This window comes from Serpentinicella alkaliphila, assembly GCF_018141405.1.
Taxonomy (GTDB): domain Bacteria; phylum Bacillota; class Clostridia; order Peptostreptococcales; family Natronincolaceae; genus Serpentinicella; species Serpentinicella alkaliphila.
In genome coordinates this window covers 1433504-1452588 of the sequence record NZ_CP058648.1, presented here as the reverse complement: position 1 = coordinate 1452588, position 19085 = coordinate 1433504, and the positions used below count along the sequence as shown (strand labels likewise).

Genomic DNA, 19085 nt, shown 5'->3' with positions numbered 1-19085 from the left:
TCCCCCTCTGAGCTACGTTAGTTCCTATCATTCATATAACCATTTATAGATATAATATGAATCACTAACTTTTGTAATATATTCTCTAGTTTCTAAAAAAGTAATGGAGGTTGGAAATCCCATGGCAGTACTGCCTAAATTACTATTACTCCAACGTCTTACATTACCCCCACCACCATTGTAGGCAGCCAGAGCCTTATCTAAATCATCTGAAAACATATTTAGCATTGAACGAATATAAAAAGTGCCAAATCTAATATTTATATCTGGTTGTAGTATATCCTCATTTGTAACTGTTATTTTGAGCCTACCTGCAATATCTTTCCCAGTGGCTGGCATAATTTGCATTAATCCTATAGCTCCTACTCTTGAATGTACACTGTCCCTAAAATGACTTTCTTCCCTCATTACTGCCCAAATTAAATATGGATCCACATTATATTCTTTTGCCCATCTTTTTACTAAATCTTCAAATGGTCTGGGATAGGCTAACTCATAGGCAAACATACATGGTTCTTCCCTAAGTGCTCTTATTCCCCAATTTACAGCCATTGGATAGTTCCCTTGACTACGATACCACTCACCTAGGGCTAGTTTTTCAATTCTATTTCCATTCTTTTCAACTATAGCTAATTCAATTTTTGCCAGATCTTCTCTGTCCATATATTTATAGTCTTCTATTCTTTTTAGAAACTCAGGTATTTTTACATCTACATTATTTCTAGGAGTCCATTTAGGCTCCTTACCAATCCTTTTCATCCATACGGGGGATTGCTCTAAAATTCTAATCATGTCCTCTGCTTCAGCCCTAGAACTCTTATTTAATAAAACAAAAGCCCTGTATGCTGCATCATCCTCATAAACTCCCTCTTCCTTTGCAATCTGTAAATATGCATCTATAGCTCTATTAGAATCACCCATCTCATCTAATATTTGTGCACCACGCCATCTAGATATGTTTAAATTACTCTTTATATAAGACTCTGCAGCCTCCTTAAGTTTACCTTCCTTCTCTAAAATAATACCAAGACGGTATGCACCTAATTAACCTATGCCTTTGTAGAGCTCTTTTGCTTCCCTAACTTGTCCTAATTCCTCTAAGGAACGAGCATACCACCATTTAAAGTCCACATTGTCTACTATTTTATTATTTAACTCTTCTAGAATTGATAATGCTTCAGTATAACGGCCTAAATTACCTAAGGCAATACCAAATTTTAATTTTTTGTCTAGCTCTATTTCTTCAAACTCACTACCGTAATTTTGTCTATAGTAATTGATATAAGTTTGCCACTGTTTTTTTGTAAATAGAATATCCAGTATATCCTCATGACTAATCCCTAAAGACTCTAAACCTTCTATTGCTGCCATATCTGGTAGTAGTTCCACAAGGACTTTAGCTGCTTTTTCAATATCATTAAACTTTAAAAATTCTGCATATTCGTATTTTAGTTCCTTAGTTTCATATAGACCTATGGCTTGATTATAATATGTACTCCCTTCAACCTTATTATTTAAGGCATAAAATCTAGCTAACTTTATATTTGCAAAATATCCTAGGGCATCTCTTCGTTTTGCATACTCTGACAAAATATATTCAGTTTTTTCATTATATTCTTCTATTTCCTCTAATAACTCAATTTGATCAAGTAATGATAGAGATTCTATACTATCATAGGATATTCCGACTACAGAGACCTGTGACATACCACGTTCTCCATAAATACCATTATACATAAATATTACCCATGCTATTGAGCCTATAATAAATGTACCTAGTACAAGAAACAGTCGTCTATTCAAATAAACGTCTCTATTTTTCATCCCTATCCCTCTTTCTTGATTTAACTTTGATATATATATTTTAGCACCTTACATTGAAAAGGACATTAGATTTTGAAAAATATATTCTAGATAAAAAAAGGATATTGAAAAAAATCAATACCCATTTTACCGTTATTTTATTTTCTTAAAACCTAGCTTATCTAACACTTGTTCTAGTTTCTCAATATCTATTGGTTTTGAAGCGTATGCATCACATCCATATTGAAAGGCCTTTTGTACGAACTGAGCCTCCGATAATGCAGTTGTCATTATTATTTTCGCCCCTCCATTGACTGATACGCCCTTCTGGTTTTCTAAATCCTTAATGGCCTTTAAAACCTTTACTCCATCAACTTTTGGCATCATAATATCTAAACAAACTAACTCATATGGCTCATCGTCCTTTAAGGACATCATATATGCATCTATGGCTTCTAATCCATCTACTACTAAATCACATTCCCCATATTGAGAAAGAAATTTATTTAAAAACTTCCTGCTAACCATGTCGTCTTCCGCAATTAAAATCCTCATAAGTTATCACTCCTTCATTTAAATGATCAAAGCATTTTTGTAAGTTTTAAATTCCGTTTGTATTTTTTCTATAAAGACAAGTGCATCAGTTAAATTATCCCTTCTTATCGCAAGCTCTAATTTAAACGCTAAGGTTTTTATATTGTCTGCATCAATTTCATTAGCCATATTTTTAATTTCATGGGCTATGCCCTCGATTTGAGGAAAATCATTATGAACTGTCTCATCAGAAAGTTTAGAAATATACTCCTCAATTTTAGCAATAACTTTTGATTCCATTGGCTTAATTTCATATGATTTAATAAATTCAATCTCACCATCTTCACTAATTCTTATACCTTTAGGTAATTTATTATTTCCTTTATCAAATACCTTCTCAATAGTTCTGAAAAGCTCATCCATTTGTACAGGTTTTGAAATATATCCGTCCATTCCCATTGATAAAAATTGTTCTTTATCCCCACGTAGTGCAAAAGCAGTCAATGCAATTATCGGAGTGGATCTACCCAAAATACTCTCTATTTTTCTTATTCGTCTTGTTGCTTCTATACCATCCATTTCAGGCATCTGTATATCCATAAGTATACCATCAAATTCTTTTTGTTTGTACAGCTCTATTGCTTCCAAACCATTATTTGCTAAATGCACACTATGTCCTTTTTCTTTTAGCATTCTATTTAGAACTATTTGATTAACATTATCATCTTCAACTAGTAGAATGGACTTCTTCTCTGATAATTTGTTAATTTCAGAAGGGGTATTAATTGATGTTAGCTGTGATCTGCTAGCAATTTCATATTTTATTGTAAAGTAAAATGAACTACCTACTCCGGGTTCACTTTCTACCCAGATACTTCCTCCCATCATCTCTATCAGTTGTTTTGTTATTACTAACCCTAAGCCTGCACCTGCATATTTTCTAGTAAAAGAACTATCCACTTGACTGAAACTTTTAAAAAGCTTATCCCTGGTTTCCTTTTTAATTCCAATCCCACTATCCGACACTTCAAATAATAGTTCTAGTTGGTCAACGTTCGATTTAGCTTTTTTTATAGATAGATTAACTTCTCCCCTATTGGTAAATTTAATACTATTACTCAATAGGTTATTTAATATTTGCTGAAGCCTATTTTTATCTCCTACTATATAGGTTGGAACATCACTTGATAGTGTATAATTTAAGGTTAATCCTTTTTGTTCAACATGAACAGAATGTGCCTTTATAATATCATTAATAAGATTTTTCAAATTAAAATCCAAATTTACAATATTTAATTTGCCCGCTTCAATTTTAGAAAAATCTAATACATCATTTATTACGTTAAGTAGTGATGCAGCACAACTTTTAGCTATTGTTAGATTTTCTCTCTGCTCAATATTTAAGTCCGTAAGCAGAGTTAAATCAATCATGCCTACCATACCATTAATAGGAGTCCTAATTTCATGACTCATATTTGCTAAAAACTGACCTTTAGCTTGGTTCGCTGCTTCAGCTTCTTCCTTTGCTTTCTTCAGATTTTCTTCGGATTTTTTGCGTTCAGATATATCTCTTGCAACAGATAAAATATATTTCTTGTTGTTATTTTCAAAATAGTGGGAGTTTATTTCAACAGGAATCTCTTTACCGTATTTTGAAATATGGGTGGCTTCATATAACAATGTCTTTTTTTCAATGAGTTCTTTTAGAATGGAGTCTTTATTTGTGTTACTTTTTAAACTATTAATTTTAAATATAGATGTTCCAATGAATTCCTCTCGACTATACCCCAAACTTTGAGTAGCTTTACTATTCGCCTCTATTACCCTAGCTAATATATCTTCGTCTTCAACTACCTCTAATAGATAAACTGAATCAAAGGTTTTATCAAATAAAGTTCTAAATTTCTCTTCACTCTGCTTTAAAGCTCTATTTATAATCACTCGTTCTGATATATCCCTTATTATACTTAAAACTATCAGTTCCCCGTCTAAATAGGTACTTATAGAGCTTACTTCTACAGGGAATTTACTACCATCCTTCCTTCGATGCATGTTCTCGTAACTAATTCCCTTATCTATAGCGCCACTAAATTGTTCTTTAGAATACACTGTATCTGTATCTCTAAGATTATATATATTCATTGATAGTAACTCTTCCTTCGAATAAGCATAGGACTCTACCGCTGCATCATTTACATCCACTATATTACCATTAAAATCTAAAAACAGAATAATATCTCTAGCTTTTTCAGCGAGCAAATGATATCTTTTTAATTCTTCTTCTGTCCTTTTTCTTTCAGTTACATCAATTACAGTTCCTAAATAACCAGCAAAATTACCTTCAATATCATAGTAGGGTGCACCTATACTTAATCCCCAGCGATATTCACCATCATATCCCTTGAATTTATGCTCTAGCTGAAAAACACTAAGCTTATCAAAGCTTTCTTTAAACGTCTGCTCACATCTATGCCTATCTAAAGGATGAATTTGATTTAGCCAACCATAGTCTCTAATATCTTCTATATTTTTACAGAAATACTCTGAGTATAGTTTATTATAATAATCACCCTTCATACTTTTATCTGAACGCCAGATTGGTATTGGAAAATCATCCATCATTTTTATCCAGGATTTTTGTGCCCTTATAAGGCTTTCTTCATAGTTTCTTTGTTCCGTAATATCATTCATCGATACCATGAAGTGATTCTCACCAGATATTGTTATCGGTATAAAGCTAATTTCTAGCCATGGGCTTACCCGTCTTCCATCTATACATATATTGTGGTTAATTATTAAACTATTTTTAGGGATAGAAGTACTAATAACATCATTTATTGCATTCCGTATATCGCAAAGTTTGCATTTTTCGCCTTCTCCACATGGAGTAGAAAATGTTCTATGGCATCTTATACCTTCACCAAGCCTTCTACCAACTATCTCTGATTTATTTTCTTTCAAGAAATTTAAAAATGCAGTATTTACTTGCTTAATTATTAAATCTTCATCTATAATTAGCATTCCTATAGGTGAATATTCAAATGCTGCTTTTAGATTATTTCTCTCCACTAGCAAATTCTCTTCAATATTTTTTAATTTTGTTATATCCCTAAAAATTACTACAACACCTTTAATTATTCCGTCCTGATTAATTGGGGTACAATTAGCGGATACATATTTTTTACTACCATATTTTGATATTATTCCAGTGTTGTTTCGAAGTCCAGTAGATTTTCCACTTTGAAGTACCACATTTATAGGTCCTTCAATATATTCATTGGAAATCATATTAATTAAATTAAAAACATGCTCAAAATGTTTATCTAGAGCTTCTAGTTGAGTCCATCCAGTTATATCTTCAGCTGCTTTATTCATATATTCGATTTTACCACTTATATCTGTTGTTATTACACCATCGCCTATGGAATCTAATACTACACGATTTATATCCATCATGCTAATTCACCTCAACTTATATTAAAGGATTTTAACTAAGCTATATTTTATTTATCATTGAATAAAGTATCTTAGGAATATCATGAAGAGAGACTTGCTTCTCAACTGCTCCGATATCATTAGCTACTTTTGGCATACCATAGACTACAGAAGACTGTTGATCTTGACCAATAGTTCTAGCCCCTTTTCTTCTCATAGATAGTAGTCCTCTAGCTCCATCATAACCCATACCTGTTAATATAATTCCAATAGCATTACTTCCGACCTCTTTTCCAACTGATTCGAATAAAACATCAACTGCAGGACAATGTCCATTTATCTTTTCTCCACTAAATACCTCTACTTTATACCTATCACCTTGTTTTTTTACTTTCATATGTCTATCACCTGGGGCAATTAACACTTTTCCAGGTTCAATATAGTCTCCATTCTCAGCCTCTTTGACCATTAATTTAGTCTTATTTTTAAGCCTCTCAGCAAACATCTTTGAAAATATTGGAGGTATATGCTGTACTACTACAATACCCGGAGTAGTAGGAGGCATGGACTTTAGTATATTGTAGATTGCATCTGTCCCCCCAGTTGATGCCCCTATAGCTATAATTTTTGTTGTATCCACACTATCTCCACTGATGAAGTTAAATTTATTCACTTCTGCATTTGGATTTATATTAGCTCTAGATACGATTTTTACCTTTTGAATCAACTCATAAATAAACTCTTCAATTCCTCTAGAACAATTAATATTTGGCTTAGTTACAAAATCTACTGCCCCTACATTCATAGCATCAAAAACTGCATAGCTTACACTACTTACAACTATAACAGGCAATGGATATTGTGGTAACAATCTACGTATAAATTCAATTCCGTTTAGTTTTGGCATTTCAACATCACAAGTCATAACATCTGGTTCATATTTTAATATTTTATCCCTAGCATCGAAGGCATCTTCTGCCTTAGCAACTACCACTATATTCGGGTCTGAAGAAATACCCCTTGCCAGCACTTCCCTAAAAACTAAGGAGTCGTCTACAACTAAAACTTTAATCTTACTATTCACCCCATTGCTACCACCTCTTCTACGAACTTATAATTTCCTGTATATAGAAGGTCTTACGTATGTAAATTTTGGACTATCCCTATTAATCGATTCCGAGTGTCCTATAAATAAAAAGCCTCCCGGTTCCAATAAGTTATAGAATTTATTAATCAATTCATTCTTAGTTTCATTATCAAAGTATATCATAACATTTCTACAGAAAATTACGTGAAATTTCTTTTTAAATGGAAAACTTCTATCCATTAGATTAAGTTTTCTAAATAAAACTTCATTTTTTATTTTATCTATAAAAACATAATTATCGTTTTCATATTCTTTTAAATACTTTTTTTTCCAACTAGAGGGCAAAGGTGAAATCCTCTCTCTACTATATACACCTTTTTTTGCAGTATTTAAAATATTATTTGATATATCAGTAGCTAGTACTTTAGTATCCCACATATGTTTCTCTACTCCAAAAAACTCATCTATTATCATTGCTAGAGTATATGCTTCTTCCCCGGAACTGCAGGCTGCACTCCATATTCTTAAATCCTTTTCTTTAACGCTATTCGCTAAATAAAGTAGCACCGTATCCCGGAAATAATAGAAATGGTCAACTTCCCTCATGAAAAACGTATGATTTGTAGTAATTTTATCAATAAGAGTAACCACCGCCTCACCACTTTTATCAGCTATAACATATTTGTAATAATCTGTAAAACTATTAAATCCTTGTTGTTGAAGAACATTATATAATCTACCAGTTACTAAAGTCTGCTTTTCTTTTTTTAAATGAATGCCGAAATTCATCTTTATGTAATCAGATAACTGCATAAATTCTTTGTCCGTAATCCCTAGCATAATAATCCACCTTTAAAAGGAGGGAGCCAAACCCCCTCCCAATTCATACTAATATTTTCCAAATTCTTTATCACTTAATACAATATTTTTAGTTTTTTTATTAACACTTTGATTTAATAATTCACTACTATACTTATTTTTATTATTCATATTCTCAAGTACTCTTAATACCTCTGGATTTAGTTCCTCTAATCCTTTGTAATTTCCAGTTTGATAACTTCTCTTTAGTTTAAATCTTGCAACTTGATTATTTAACAATTCTGCCTGACTTGCTAATTCTTCACTAGCTGCTGCACTTTCCTCTGATGTTGCAGAGTTTGTTTGGACAACCTCTGATACTTGCATAATACCTTGATTTATTTGTGTAATTGCAGCAGCCTGTTCATTTGATGCTATTGCAATATCACTAACTAAATTTGCAACTTTTGCAACTCCATCTACAATTGTATTTAATGCAATTGCTGTATCATTTGCAATCCTTGTTCCCTCTTCAACTTTTTTTATGGATCCCTCTATCATAGTTGTAGTTTCTTTAGCAGCATTAGCAGACCTTGCGGCTAAATTACGAACTTCCTCTGCAACGACTGCAAAGCCTTTGCCATGTTGGCCGGCTCTGGCAGCCTCAACAGCAGCATTTAAGGCTAATATATTAGTTTGGAACGCAATCTCATCAATAACTTTAATAATTTTTGATATACTGCTAGAAGAATCATTTATTCCTTCCATAGCACCAAGCATTTCTTTCATTTGACTGTTACCTAAAACTGCATTGGATTTAGCCAATTCCGCTAAATTATTAGCTTCAGTAGCACTTTCAGCATTAAGTCTAGTTTGGGCAGAGATTTCTTCTAAGGATGCTGTCAATTCTTCTATGGAGCTAGCTTGCTCCGTTGCCCCTTGGGATAAGCCCATACTCGAATCAGATACTTGTTTAGAACCAGCAGCCACCTGCTCAGCAGCTGAGTTTATGTTAGACATAACATCATTAATTTTTTCTGTCATCCTTCTAAAGGCTTGTGCTAAAACTCCTATTTCATCCTTTGTCTCGATATCAATATTCACATCTAGATCCCCGTCGGCAATTTTATTTGAAACTTGTACTAGTTCTCCTATTGGCTTACTAATTAAGCTTGAAATAAGTAGGCCTAGACCTACAGCAAGTGACATTCCTATAATAACAATTACAATCATTATAGTAAGCTGAGTCTTAAAATCAGATATATTTCTATTATATATTATTCTAGCCTCTTCTATATTTTCATTTACTAAATTTGATAAATCCCCATCTAACTGAATCCTTATCCTTACAAACTCTGTGTATAGCTTAAGAGCATCATTATAGTTTCCTGTCTGTATTAACCCAATAATGTCATCCTTATGTCTTGCATAAACTGTAATCTCATCATTTACATGTTGTAAATAGTTCTCTTCATTTTCATTTAATTTAGTCTGTCCATATTTCATGAGTAATTCCGTATTTTCATTGTGTAGTTTATTTATTTCTGAGATTAATTGCGGGTTTTGAGACTCATTTCTTTCGTGTATTAACAATAAAAAGTTTGAACGCATTATATATAGGTTTTTTTGTACTTGTGATAAATCTACAACAGGAATTAACCTGTCATAGTACAATTCTTTTGTTCTACCATTTAGTTTATTCATATTATATATACCCATAGTTCCAATAACTCCGGCTAATAGAGCTATTAACACGAAGCTTATTATTAATTTCTTTTTAATTTCAGCATTTTTAAACCATTTCATTTAGTTCTCCCCCTTATGATTGTATATTTACAATACTTTCAGTCTCATGGTCGTTAAGTAATCTCTCACAGTCTAATATTAATTTAACATCACTTCCTGTTTTGCCTATACCTTTTATATATCTATTACTTCCTTTTTTTATATCTGGGGGGGGAACTATATCAGTCTCTTGTATAGTCAACACCTCACATACGCTATCAACTATAAGTCCAATGGACACTTCTTTTATATCTATCACAATTACACAGGTTCTATCGTTATATTCTCTGAACTCCTTATTAAACCTAAGTCTCACATCCATGACTGGAATTATTTTACCCCTCAGATTTATAATGCCTCTTATGTATTCTGGCATCTCAGGAATCTGTGTAATAACATGAATCCCAATAATCTCTGTCACATACTTAATTTCAATACCGTAAAGTTCTTCACCTAATGAGAAAGTCAGAAACTTATTTTTCTGTGTATCTTCCTCTTCTTCGACCATAATATTCTGGACTGAATATGTAGCCATAATTACGCCTCTCCTTTCAGTAGTATGATTAATAACTATCTAGCTAGTTGGAACAACTCTCCAATATCTAAAATTAAACTTATACTCCCATCCCCTAGTAAGGTACATCCTGTTAGAGCTGCTACGTTATTTGTATTCTTTATATAATTAGGGAGTGATTTAACAACAACTTGTTGATGACCAATTAATTCATCAGCAAAAATACACATGTTTTGGTCCTCTTGTTCAATCATAATTAAAATACCTTCGGATAAATGAGCATATTTTGACTTTATTCTAAAATGTTTATGAAGTCTTAAAATCGGATAGCAATGGCCCCTTACCATAATCATTTCATTCCCATGTGGATCCTTTATAATCTCTTTTTCTAAAGGCCTAAAGGATTGCTTTATAACAGTTGTTGGAAGAGTATATCTAGAAGCCCCTACTTGTATGTTCATTCCTTCTATAATGGCTAGAGTTAAAGGAATTTTAAGTGTTATTACCGATCCCGATCCTACGAAACTTTCAATTGAAGCGGATCCACCTATTGCCTCTATATTCTTTATAACTACATCCATTCCCACACCTCTGCCAGAAAATTCAGTTACATCCTCCTTTGTAGAAAATCCTGGAATGAATATAAGGTTATATATTTCTTTATCAGTCATTTCAGCTTCTGGCTTAGTTAGTATCCCGTTATCTTTTGCCTTTTTAAGAATCCTAGCTTTATCTAATCCTCGGCCATCATCTTTAATGATGATTAACACATCACTTCCAACGTTTTTAGCCTCTAAAGTTACAGTTCCTTTTTTAAGTTTTCCTAATGATTCTCTTTCTTCAGCTAATTCAATGCCGTGATCTATTGCATTTCTTACTAAGTGCATAATAGGGTCCGATATATTGTCAATAATATTCTTATCCACTTCCGTCTCTTCTCCGATTATTTCTAACTTAACTTCCTTACCTAGCTTCTTGCTCATATCCCGTACAATCCTATGCATTTTTTGAAAAGTATTTGTCATTGGAACCATTCTAATAGACATTACTGTATCCTGAAGTTCACTAGTTATTTTTCTAAGCTGTCTTGCTGCTTTTTGAAAATTTTCTAATTCTAATCCTTTTAAGTCAGGGTTTTGAGTAACCATTGCCTCGGCAATAACCATTTCGCCTACTAAATCCATTAGTTTATCAAGTTTCATTACATTTACACTTATAATGCTCTGTGATGAGCTTACACTTTCCTTATCAATTACCTCTATATCTTCTTTTAATTTTTCTGATACTTTTTCTACAATAGCCGTAGAGTGTCTCTCCCCTTCGAATTCCCTATGACCCTCTAGACTAGTAAGTTCCAAACTTTTTAAAAATAGACATTGTAAAAGTATTTCATTTATTTCCTCATAGGACTTGTCCGCTTTTATAAAAAGTGTAAAACCCCTTTCCCTTATTTCTTGTAAGCTCTGTTCATTATCAAACAAATCATTTGGAAAATGAAATGAATCCTGTACAATTTCTTTTAGACTATGAATAACATGAGTTATGCAGTTCGTGTAAATAAATGTAAATAAGACTGATGTATCGTATATTATAATATACTAAAAAATATTTTTGTTTTATATGTCTTGAAATAGCAAAAAAGACTTGACTTTTTAAACCCGCCCCAATAATCAAAGTGAATGGTATTAATAGCCATTACTCTTGATGAATGGGTGATAAATATGACTCTTGGGAAACCGAAATATAGAAATTTACAACAAGGAAATGGGGGCGGAACGCCAGTTTTAAAAGCAATTTGGGATAAATTTGATTTTTCACTTCTGCTTACGCAATCGGGTATTGTAAAACGTAATGGTGTACCCACTTGGCTTATTGCTTTTGCTTATGTGGTAGGACTTATTGCTAATAAAAATTCTGTCTCACGTATTTCTGATTATGCTACTAAGGATAGCTTATTACAACCGATGTTTCGGAATCTTAAAATGGCTCAATATACCTTTAGCCGCTTTTTTACAACTGATTATAATTGGGGTTTATTTAGTTTTAAAAGAGTACAAAGACTACAACAAGAAGAAGAAACTGCATTTACTGAAGGAGATGTTATTGTACTTGATGATACAAAGGTGGCTCATGCCCATGGAAAGAAAATCCCTTTCCTTTGTTGGTTATATGATAGCTCCATTAAAATAAATATCTGGTGTATGAATATAGTTGCTACAACTGTTGTATTAAAGAACGGACTTAAATATCCATTGTTTTGGCGTATTTGGCGTAAGGTAGAAAATAGCGATGAAAAACAGACAAAAATAGATCTTTCAAAAGAAATGCTAATGGATATTCGCCGGATTTACACAGGGGTACTATGGGTTGCCATGGACCGCCGGTTTTTATGCAAAGACTTTTTAATTGGCTCACAGATCATCAATATGATTGGGTTACTAAGGCAAAACGTAATACAAAGACTTTATCGAAAAGAAATTGAGAATATTACAGGCCGAGAACGCTTTATCCCTGTAAAGCCTTCAATGCTTATTAAAGAAGTTTTTTCAAACTTCTTATTAGTGATCTAAAGATAAAGTAAGTGCTATATCCATACCTAATATTTATATCAAGTTACCCTACCGTTTAGTTGGAAAGCAGGGTAAAGTAGTAACTAAGTATCGTTATACGCCTATTGCGGCAGTTGTAGCTACAAGACTCAAAGAAGATACTGAAATGATGAAGGATGAATTTGAGAAAAACAAAGAGGTTGCGGCTACATATCGTGGGGCTTACCTTTTGATTAGTAATAGGGTCGATAATCCTGAAGAAGCTTTAGATGCATATATTAAGCGTTGGAGCATTGAGGTTTTTTTTAGAACTGCAAAACAAGAACTGGGGTTGAATTCTTGCCACTCAACGTCGGAAAGTCATCATTACGCCCATATTGAGCTCATTTTTACAGCAGAAACTTTACTTGTCTATGCAAGATGGGAACTCAATAATAAAGGCGCTGAAGAAGGCTTCACCCACGGCGAAATGGTCCGAAACTTTTTCAACGCCACATACCGTATCGTTATAAAAGCACAGCAATGCTTTCAAACTATACAAGTACATTTTGACACAGAAGTTAGGCAATTTGCAAGACTTATTGATAAATTTTGGCCGAAGAATTTATTGTTAGGTTGGTTTACTGTGCAAAATTCCCAGTATATGGAGTCAACTGCATAACTCATGTGAATAACTATATATGTCCTAATATTTTCCATTTCACAACCATCTTCAAACGTTATAATCGCCTTATAATAACCTACCTGATTATCTTCACTTATATTTTCTTTAATCTCATGAGCTATGTAGTACTGTTGTTTTTTATTGGAAGACGGCCTAACTATATCTTCATTTGAAGGGTTATTTTGGATTAATTGATTTAAGAGATTTTTTATATCAATTATAAGTAAAGATGATTCCCCATTTACTGGATCCCCATTTTTTACTTTTTCTACTTCAACTGTTACAAAATCAATAAAACGAAATATTAAATCTGATAGCATTTCAAATTCCATATTACACGGCTTCTTTTCTCTAATGTAATAAAACAAATCTTCTATACTATGGGCAGTTGAAGAAATACTGTCAAAAAGCATCATTGATGATGAACCCTTTATTGTGTGCATGACACGAAAGATTTCATTTATAGACTCCTGTGTAAAAACCCCTCTTTTTTCACTTTTCAGCATTAAGGTTTCTAGATGCTGTATATTTGAAGTTGTTTCAAATATATATATTTCAAGCATTGGTTCATTACTGTAAATATCTGACACTACATCACCCCCTACTTTAAGGCATTACTAACATAGCTTTTTAAGAATATCTAAAAAGTGTGCTTCTTTAAAAGGTTTTACGATAAAGGTTTTTGCACCAGCAATTATTGAATCCCTTATTAAACCTTCTTGTCCCATGGCAGATAACATTATTATCTTAGCGTTAGCATCAAAGACTTTTATAGCTTTTACTGCTTCAATGCCTGTCATAATTGGCATTGTTATATCCATTGTAACTATGTCAGGTTTTAGTTCTTTATATAATTCAACTCCAATAGCTCCATTTGATGCCTCTCCAATTACTTCATAACCATGTTTTTCTAACAATGTTTTAATCGATACTCTCATAAAAGATGAATCATCAACAATTAAAATTTTGGGCATAGCTAACCCTCCTATAAATAAAAATCGTACTAGATTTCATATTTGCGACTCACTTAGTATAGGTGTAGTTATGCTAGTGAGTGTTTACTCGCTATTGTTAATTTGATTATATTTGGTAACCATTACATTGTCAATATTTGTTTTGTTTTGTAAAAAAAAGAAGCCAGTTCTAAACGGTTTGGCTTCATATTTCATATATATATATATCATTTTGAGTAAATATCTGAAAACTCTATATGCATTCTTTCAATATTAAATGAATCATAACTATTGATTTTATATTCCTCGTTACTTATTATATCCGTTCTATTAGGTAATTTGATTATAAATTCGCTTCCCTCTTTAACAGCACTTATTACTGATATACTCCCATTATGTAATTCAACTAATGATTTAACCAAGGACAAACCAATGCCACTCCCCTCATGCCTTCGGGTCAATGATTTATCTACTTGAACAAATCTTTCAAAAATTATATCCTGTTTCTCTTTTGGGATTCCTATGCCTGAATCTTTAACTACAATAATTGCTTCCTGTTCAGTTGTATTAATTTCTACTTTTATATGACCCTTCGGTTCTGTAAACTTAATAGAATTTGAGAGTAGATTTAGCATTATTCTTTCAATTTTTTCAGGATCACATGCAATAATTAATGAATCTACATTTGTGTTAAATTGTATATTTAAATTTTTCTTAACTACATAGTCTTCTATAGCCTTAACAATAGTTTTAATTAAATGTACTATATCATAGTTTTGAAAACCAACTTCGTAAAAACCCGAGTCAATTCTAGTTATATCTATTAGATTGTTTACTAGACGTAGCAATCTATAACAATTTCTTTTAGTTCTCTCGTGAATCTTCTTATATTTATCTGTATTAATTCCCATTCTTTCATTTTTTAGATAGAACTCTTGCAGTTGTAGACTGCCTAGTATAACATTTAATGGAGTCCTAAGTTCATGGGATAAATTAGCAAAAAACTCTGTTCTAAGCTTTTCTACCTGACTCATTTCAATTAACTCGTTTTGCATTGTTTTCCACTCTGTTATATTTGTAGCAAAAATTAAAAGGGCGCTGCCATTTTCATAAGGAATCTTTAATGCTGTTACTTCAACATCAACTACTTCACCATTTTTTTTAATATATTTTTCTTCGATTAGAGGCGCATCTATTGTCTTAATTTTATTTCTAGCCTTTACCTTATCGTGATAGTCCGGATGGACAACAAATTGAAGATAATCTTTTCCTAAAAGCTCATCACAACTATCATAACCTAATAAATTTTTGCCATATTCATTTACAGACAAAATTTTATTTTTATCTACTATAAATATTGCTGCAGGTAAGGCAGATAAAAGTTTTTCTTGCTGCTTTATACTGTTTTTTAATGCATATTCTATTTCTTTCCTTTTAGAAATGTCTTTAGCAACCATTAAAATATTTATTTCATCATTAAGTTCAAAATAATGAGCATTAATTTCTACAGGAATATAGTTTCTTTTTTTAGTAATAAATTTGGTTTGAAAGGTCCCATATTTGTTCTTAATTATTAACTTAACCAAATTTTTCAAAGTATTATTTTCTCTTTTTTCTATGTAAACTGGCGAAAGCTTTAAAATTTCTTCATATGTGTAACCTAGTAAATAGCATGCGGCCTCGTTGGCCTCTACAAAATTTCTTATATTGCCATATTTATCGATTGTAAATACTAATATCATATCATTAATGTTATTAAACATATGCTTAAATTTATTTTCACTCTCAATCAATTTTTTACTTTTCCTATTGCTATCAGTTATATCAAAAATTCTTGAGAATAAAAGGTTTCTTCCATGAACATTTATGAGGTCACTAATTACTAAAACATTACGTAAATCTCCATTTGATAATTTATGATTAAAATAAAACAGATTTTTTGTACTTCTGGATGCCCTTTTCATTTCTTTTTGAATCTCATATTTTGATAAAATATTAATATCAGAAATGTTCATATTCTTAATTTGCGATTTTGTATACCCGTAGAAGTTTAATGCCAGATCATTAGCATCAATAATTTTACCATTAGATGGATCTATCAAAAGCATTATAGATATACTATTTCCAGATATTTCTTCCAAACTAACAGAAGTTTCATTCTCACTACCTTGTATTAGGCCCTTGGATTCAGTCTCATTAATCCTATGACTAGTAATATAACTTAACTGTTTTTTTAATGTCTCGTTCTCAATTCTAAGGCTGACTATTTCTTCTTCTAGTTCTCTAACCCTATCTTTCATATTACATTAACCCCCAAGTATTAAATCTTTATCCCATACTTATATATTATACATAAATCGACAGAACTCCTCTAAAAATTGTTACACATACAAATAAAAATCTACTACGTATTTCATAGTAGATTAATTATGTTTATTTATTGAATTGCTTATTAGAAGGTGTAACAACACCAGCACTTATTATAAATTTTAATCCCTCTTCTACAGTCATATCGAGATAAATTATCTCTTCATCTCTCATCATAATTAACATTCCAGAAGTAGGATTAGGTGTTGTAGGTATAAACACATTGCTTAATTTTTCAGATGTTTTTTTTTGAATTTCACCTTTACTCTCTCCGGTGACAAAACCAAGTACATAAATTCCATTCCGTGGATACTCAATTAACACAACTTTATTAAAAATCTGTTTTCCTTGTAATGAAAAGGCATCGGTTAGTTGTTTTACACCAAAATATATTCTAGGTATTACCGGAACCCTATGAAGCAACTTTTCTACATAATCAAAAGCTTTAGCACCTAATACATTGGTCACAATGAACCCCATTAAAAGAATAAGTACAAAACTTGTAATTATCCCAATGCCCGGTATCGGTATGCCAATTATTCTTACAATTATTCTGCCTAAAACGTTATCAACCAAAGAAAAGAAATAATAAAGCACATAAATAGTTACTACGATAGGTGATATGGCAATTACACCTCTTATGAAAAGCTGCCTAAATCTCTTCATCTTTATGCACCTCTCTTAATTACCTAATTATCATTATTAAAAAGCTTTAAAAATTCCCCGTAACCTTCCTCTACTAATTTTTCCTTAGGTATAAAGCGTAGTGCAGCGCTATTAATACAGTATCTCAATCCACCCTTATCCATAGGCCCATCATTAAATAAATGTCCTAAATGGGAATCCCCCCACTTACTTCTTACTTCAGTTCTAATCATATTAAAGCTTGAATCTTCTTTTTCTATTAAATTATCCTTATCCATAGCTCTAGTAAAGCTAGGCCAACCACATCCAGAATCGTACTTATCTTTTGAACTAAATAATGGTTCTCCTGTCACTACATCAACATATATTCCTTCTGATTTATGATTCCAAAACTCATTGTTAAAGGGCATTTCAGTTCCATTTTCTTGTGTTACTTTATACTGAATTGGAGTTAAATTATCTTTAATTAACTCTTTTTTAGGTTTCTCATATTTTTTCTCTTGTTCCATATCTTTTCCTCCCCTTATTTTATATAACTAATATACCCCTTTAATTTTTAATTAATAATAAAAGGATTAAAATAAAGCCATAAAGCATATTTAATATTTTGCTTTATGACTTTATGAAAATACTAATTTCATGTTGCCTTTAGTTTATCTACACTTTCGATTATTTTTAAAAGATCATCACTAACTTTAGAATTATTATTTATCTGAGACTGACTGCTAAAAGCTCTCTGAATTTTATTTAGTGCTATAAATGCACTTTCTATAGCCTCTAATATATTTCTGTCATCACTATTTGCATAATTTTTAAGAACTTTAACAATCTCCATATGCTTTTCTGAATTACTTGTTCCAACAGCCCTATAAACTCCAGGGATTCTGTAGGAGTTATTTTTTATTTTTTTAGTAGTATTAATTAATTGCAAAACACCAGCAATTGTGTGTATTGGACTCTGCTCATCCTCGCTTAAATATGGAACTACAGAACTCAGTACCAGCTCTAACTCTGGGTGGCTCATTGCACTTTTGAGCATATGCATTAGATCAAATGGAGCTTCATTTTGACTTGTACGATAACCTGGTCTTTCCCTTCTACTAAATATCAAAAATATTAAAAATAGTAAAATATATGGACTTGTTAAGCTTATATTATTTGGTTTGTAATTCTCAAGTTTGCCTTTAGGCATCTTAATTTCGCTGTTCAAATCACTACTAACTAAATCTAGCATACTACTACAGCCCCTTTACAATTTTTTCTTATAAAAACCCTCAGAATTATGTAAATTCTAAACCTCGTTTAAATCCTAACTTATTATTAGGCTATGATAATAACTTGCATTTTGTTCTACTTAAGTTAATAAATCTATTTTTTATGATAAAAAATATAGCCACCGAAACCGGTGGCTATACTAAATGAAATTCCTACCAAAATCCAAATCCAGGTCTACCAAAAGTAGGTCCCCTAAAAGGTCTTCTCCATACTGCTGCCAAAATTAGAAACCACAATAGTAAACTACTACCTCCAAAGAAAAAGTTACTATCTACTCTAGGCTGTAAGTTTGAAGAACTTGCTTCAGCTAAAACTTTTTTGACTGCTTCTATTCTAAACTTAGCTGTATCTGTTACAAAGCCATTCATGTTTGTTAATGCATCTAAGTTCTGTAGATGCTGATTTAATACTTCCTTTGATACTTGCCCTTTTACTTCAGCAATTTTACTATATATTTGATAGTCTGAAAGTTCACCATATTGCTTCATAAAATCATTAAACTGTCCTATATGCTCGCTTGGTAGCATTATAAAATCTAAGTTATACCCACCACTATAATTAATTATCTCGGGCATAAATTACACCCCCCCCTTTTCGATAATATATTATGTCCCTCATTAAAAAGTGTGAGTGGGGGCTAAATAATATTTTAAAATATAAAAAACGTGAGAATTCT

Annotated in this window: 17 protein-coding genes and 1 pseudogene; 2 read left to right on the top strand and 16 right to left on the bottom strand. The window is 31.9% G+C overall.

From position 1 onward, the window contains the following. Nucleotides 1-27: 27 nt before the first annotated feature. The 9 genes from HZR23_RS07385 to HZR23_RS07345 form a co-directional block, all read right to left on the bottom strand. Entirely contained in the window at nucleotides 28-921 is an 894-nt protein-coding gene (locus HZR23_RS07385; protein ID WP_132849482.1) for a lytic transglycosylase domain-containing protein, read from the bottom strand. Between the two features lie 123 nt (nucleotides 922-1044). Then, a complete protein-coding gene (locus HZR23_RS07380) occupies nucleotides 1045-1824 on the bottom strand; it encodes a tetratricopeptide repeat protein (protein ID WP_132849483.1) in 780 nt (259 codons plus the stop codon). A 132-nt stretch (nucleotides 1825-1956) separates the two neighbouring features. After that, nucleotides 1957-2358, bottom strand: coding sequence for a response regulator (locus tag HZR23_RS07375; protein ID WP_132849484.1), 402 nt, complete (start codon nucleotides 2356-2358; stop codon nucleotides 1957-1959). An 18-nt stretch (nucleotides 2359-2376) separates the two neighbouring features. Then, a complete protein-coding gene (locus tag HZR23_RS07370) occupies nucleotides 2377-5793 on the bottom strand; it encodes a PAS domain S-box protein (protein ID WP_132849485.1) in 3417 nt (1138 codons plus the stop codon). 40 nt (nucleotides 5794-5833) lie between these two features. Then, a complete protein-coding gene (locus tag HZR23_RS07365) occupies nucleotides 5834-6856 on the bottom strand; it encodes a protein-glutamate methylesterase/protein-glutamine glutaminase (protein WP_132849486.1) in 1023 nt (340 codons plus the stop codon). Nucleotides 6857-6883: 27 nt separating this feature from the next. Continuing rightward, the gene (locus tag HZR23_RS07360; protein ID WP_132849487.1) at nucleotides 6884-7699 is read right to left on the bottom strand and encodes a CheR family methyltransferase; all 816 of its coding nucleotides are present in this window, start codon (nucleotides 7697-7699) and stop codon (nucleotides 6884-6886) included. 48 nt (nucleotides 7700-7747) lie between these two features. Further along, nucleotides 7748-9463 (bottom strand): methyl-accepting chemotaxis protein, encoded by a 1716-nt coding sequence (locus HZR23_RS07355; RefSeq protein WP_132849489.1) that lies wholly within the window; start codon nucleotides 9461-9463, stop codon nucleotides 7748-7750. A gap of 13 nt (nucleotides 9464-9476) precedes the next feature. Then, nucleotides 9477-9977 (bottom strand): chemotaxis protein CheW, encoded by a 501-nt coding sequence (locus HZR23_RS07350; RefSeq protein ID WP_132849491.1) that lies wholly within the window; start codon nucleotides 9975-9977, stop codon nucleotides 9477-9479. Nucleotides 9978-10012: 35 nt separating this feature from the next. Continuing rightward, nucleotides 10013-11437, bottom strand: a complete 1425-nt coding sequence (locus HZR23_RS07345) for a chemotaxis protein CheA (RefSeq protein WP_330571487.1) — start codon at nucleotides 11435-11437, stop codon at nucleotides 10013-10015. Nucleotides 11438-11635: 198 nt separating this feature from the next. Here HZR23_RS07345 and HZR23_RS16940 point away from each other — a divergent pair, with 198 nt between their 5' ends. Together HZR23_RS16940 and HZR23_RS07340 are read left to right on the top strand one after the other, a co-directional pair. Beyond that, nucleotides 11636-12526 (top strand): hypothetical protein, encoded by an 891-nt coding sequence (locus HZR23_RS16940; RefSeq protein WP_249536755.1) that lies wholly within the window; start codon nucleotides 11636-11638, stop codon nucleotides 12524-12526. A 145-nt stretch (nucleotides 12527-12671) separates the two neighbouring features. Beyond that, nucleotides 12672-13166, top strand: a complete 495-nt coding sequence (locus HZR23_RS07340; RefSeq protein WP_249536676.1) for a transposase — start codon at nucleotides 12672-12674, stop codon at nucleotides 13164-13166. A gap of 344 nt (nucleotides 13167-13510) precedes the next feature. Here HZR23_RS07340 and HZR23_RS17545 read toward each other — a convergent pair. The 7 genes and pseudogenes from HZR23_RS17545 to HZR23_RS07310 form a co-directional block, all read right to left on the bottom strand. Beyond that, nucleotides 13511-13732: pseudogene (locus tag HZR23_RS17545) on the bottom strand (Hpt domain-containing protein); the annotation flags it as partial. Nucleotides 13733-13786: 54 nt separating this feature from the next. Then, on the bottom strand, nucleotides 13787-14143 hold the full coding sequence (locus tag HZR23_RS07335) for a response regulator (protein WP_132849809.1): 357 nt from the start codon (nucleotides 14141-14143) through the stop codon (nucleotides 13787-13789). 206 nt (nucleotides 14144-14349) lie between these two features. Next, the gene (locus tag HZR23_RS07330) at nucleotides 14350-16422 is read right to left on the bottom strand and encodes a PAS domain S-box protein (protein ID WP_132849810.1); all 2073 of its coding nucleotides are present in this window, start codon (nucleotides 16420-16422) and stop codon (nucleotides 14350-14352) included. Between the two features lie 133 nt (nucleotides 16423-16555). Beyond that, on the bottom strand, nucleotides 16556-17155 hold the full coding sequence (locus HZR23_RS07325; protein ID WP_132849811.1) for a DUF502 domain-containing protein: 600 nt from the start codon (nucleotides 17153-17155) through the stop codon (nucleotides 16556-16558). A gap of 23 nt (nucleotides 17156-17178) precedes the next feature. Then, nucleotides 17179-17643: a peptide-methionine (R)-S-oxide reductase MsrB gene (gene msrB / locus HZR23_RS07320; protein WP_132849812.1), complete on the bottom strand. Its 465-nt coding sequence runs from the start codon at nucleotides 17641-17643 to the stop codon at nucleotides 17179-17181. 128 nt (nucleotides 17644-17771) lie between these two features. Then, nucleotides 17772-18368 (bottom strand): hypothetical protein, encoded by a 597-nt coding sequence (locus HZR23_RS07315; RefSeq protein ID WP_132849813.1) that lies wholly within the window; start codon nucleotides 18366-18368, stop codon nucleotides 17772-17774. Between the two features lie 193 nt (nucleotides 18369-18561). Then, on the bottom strand, nucleotides 18562-18984 hold the full coding sequence (locus tag HZR23_RS07310) for a hypothetical protein (RefSeq protein ID WP_132849814.1): 423 nt from the start codon (nucleotides 18982-18984) through the stop codon (nucleotides 18562-18564). Between the last annotated feature and the right edge of the window lie 101 nt (nucleotides 18985-19085).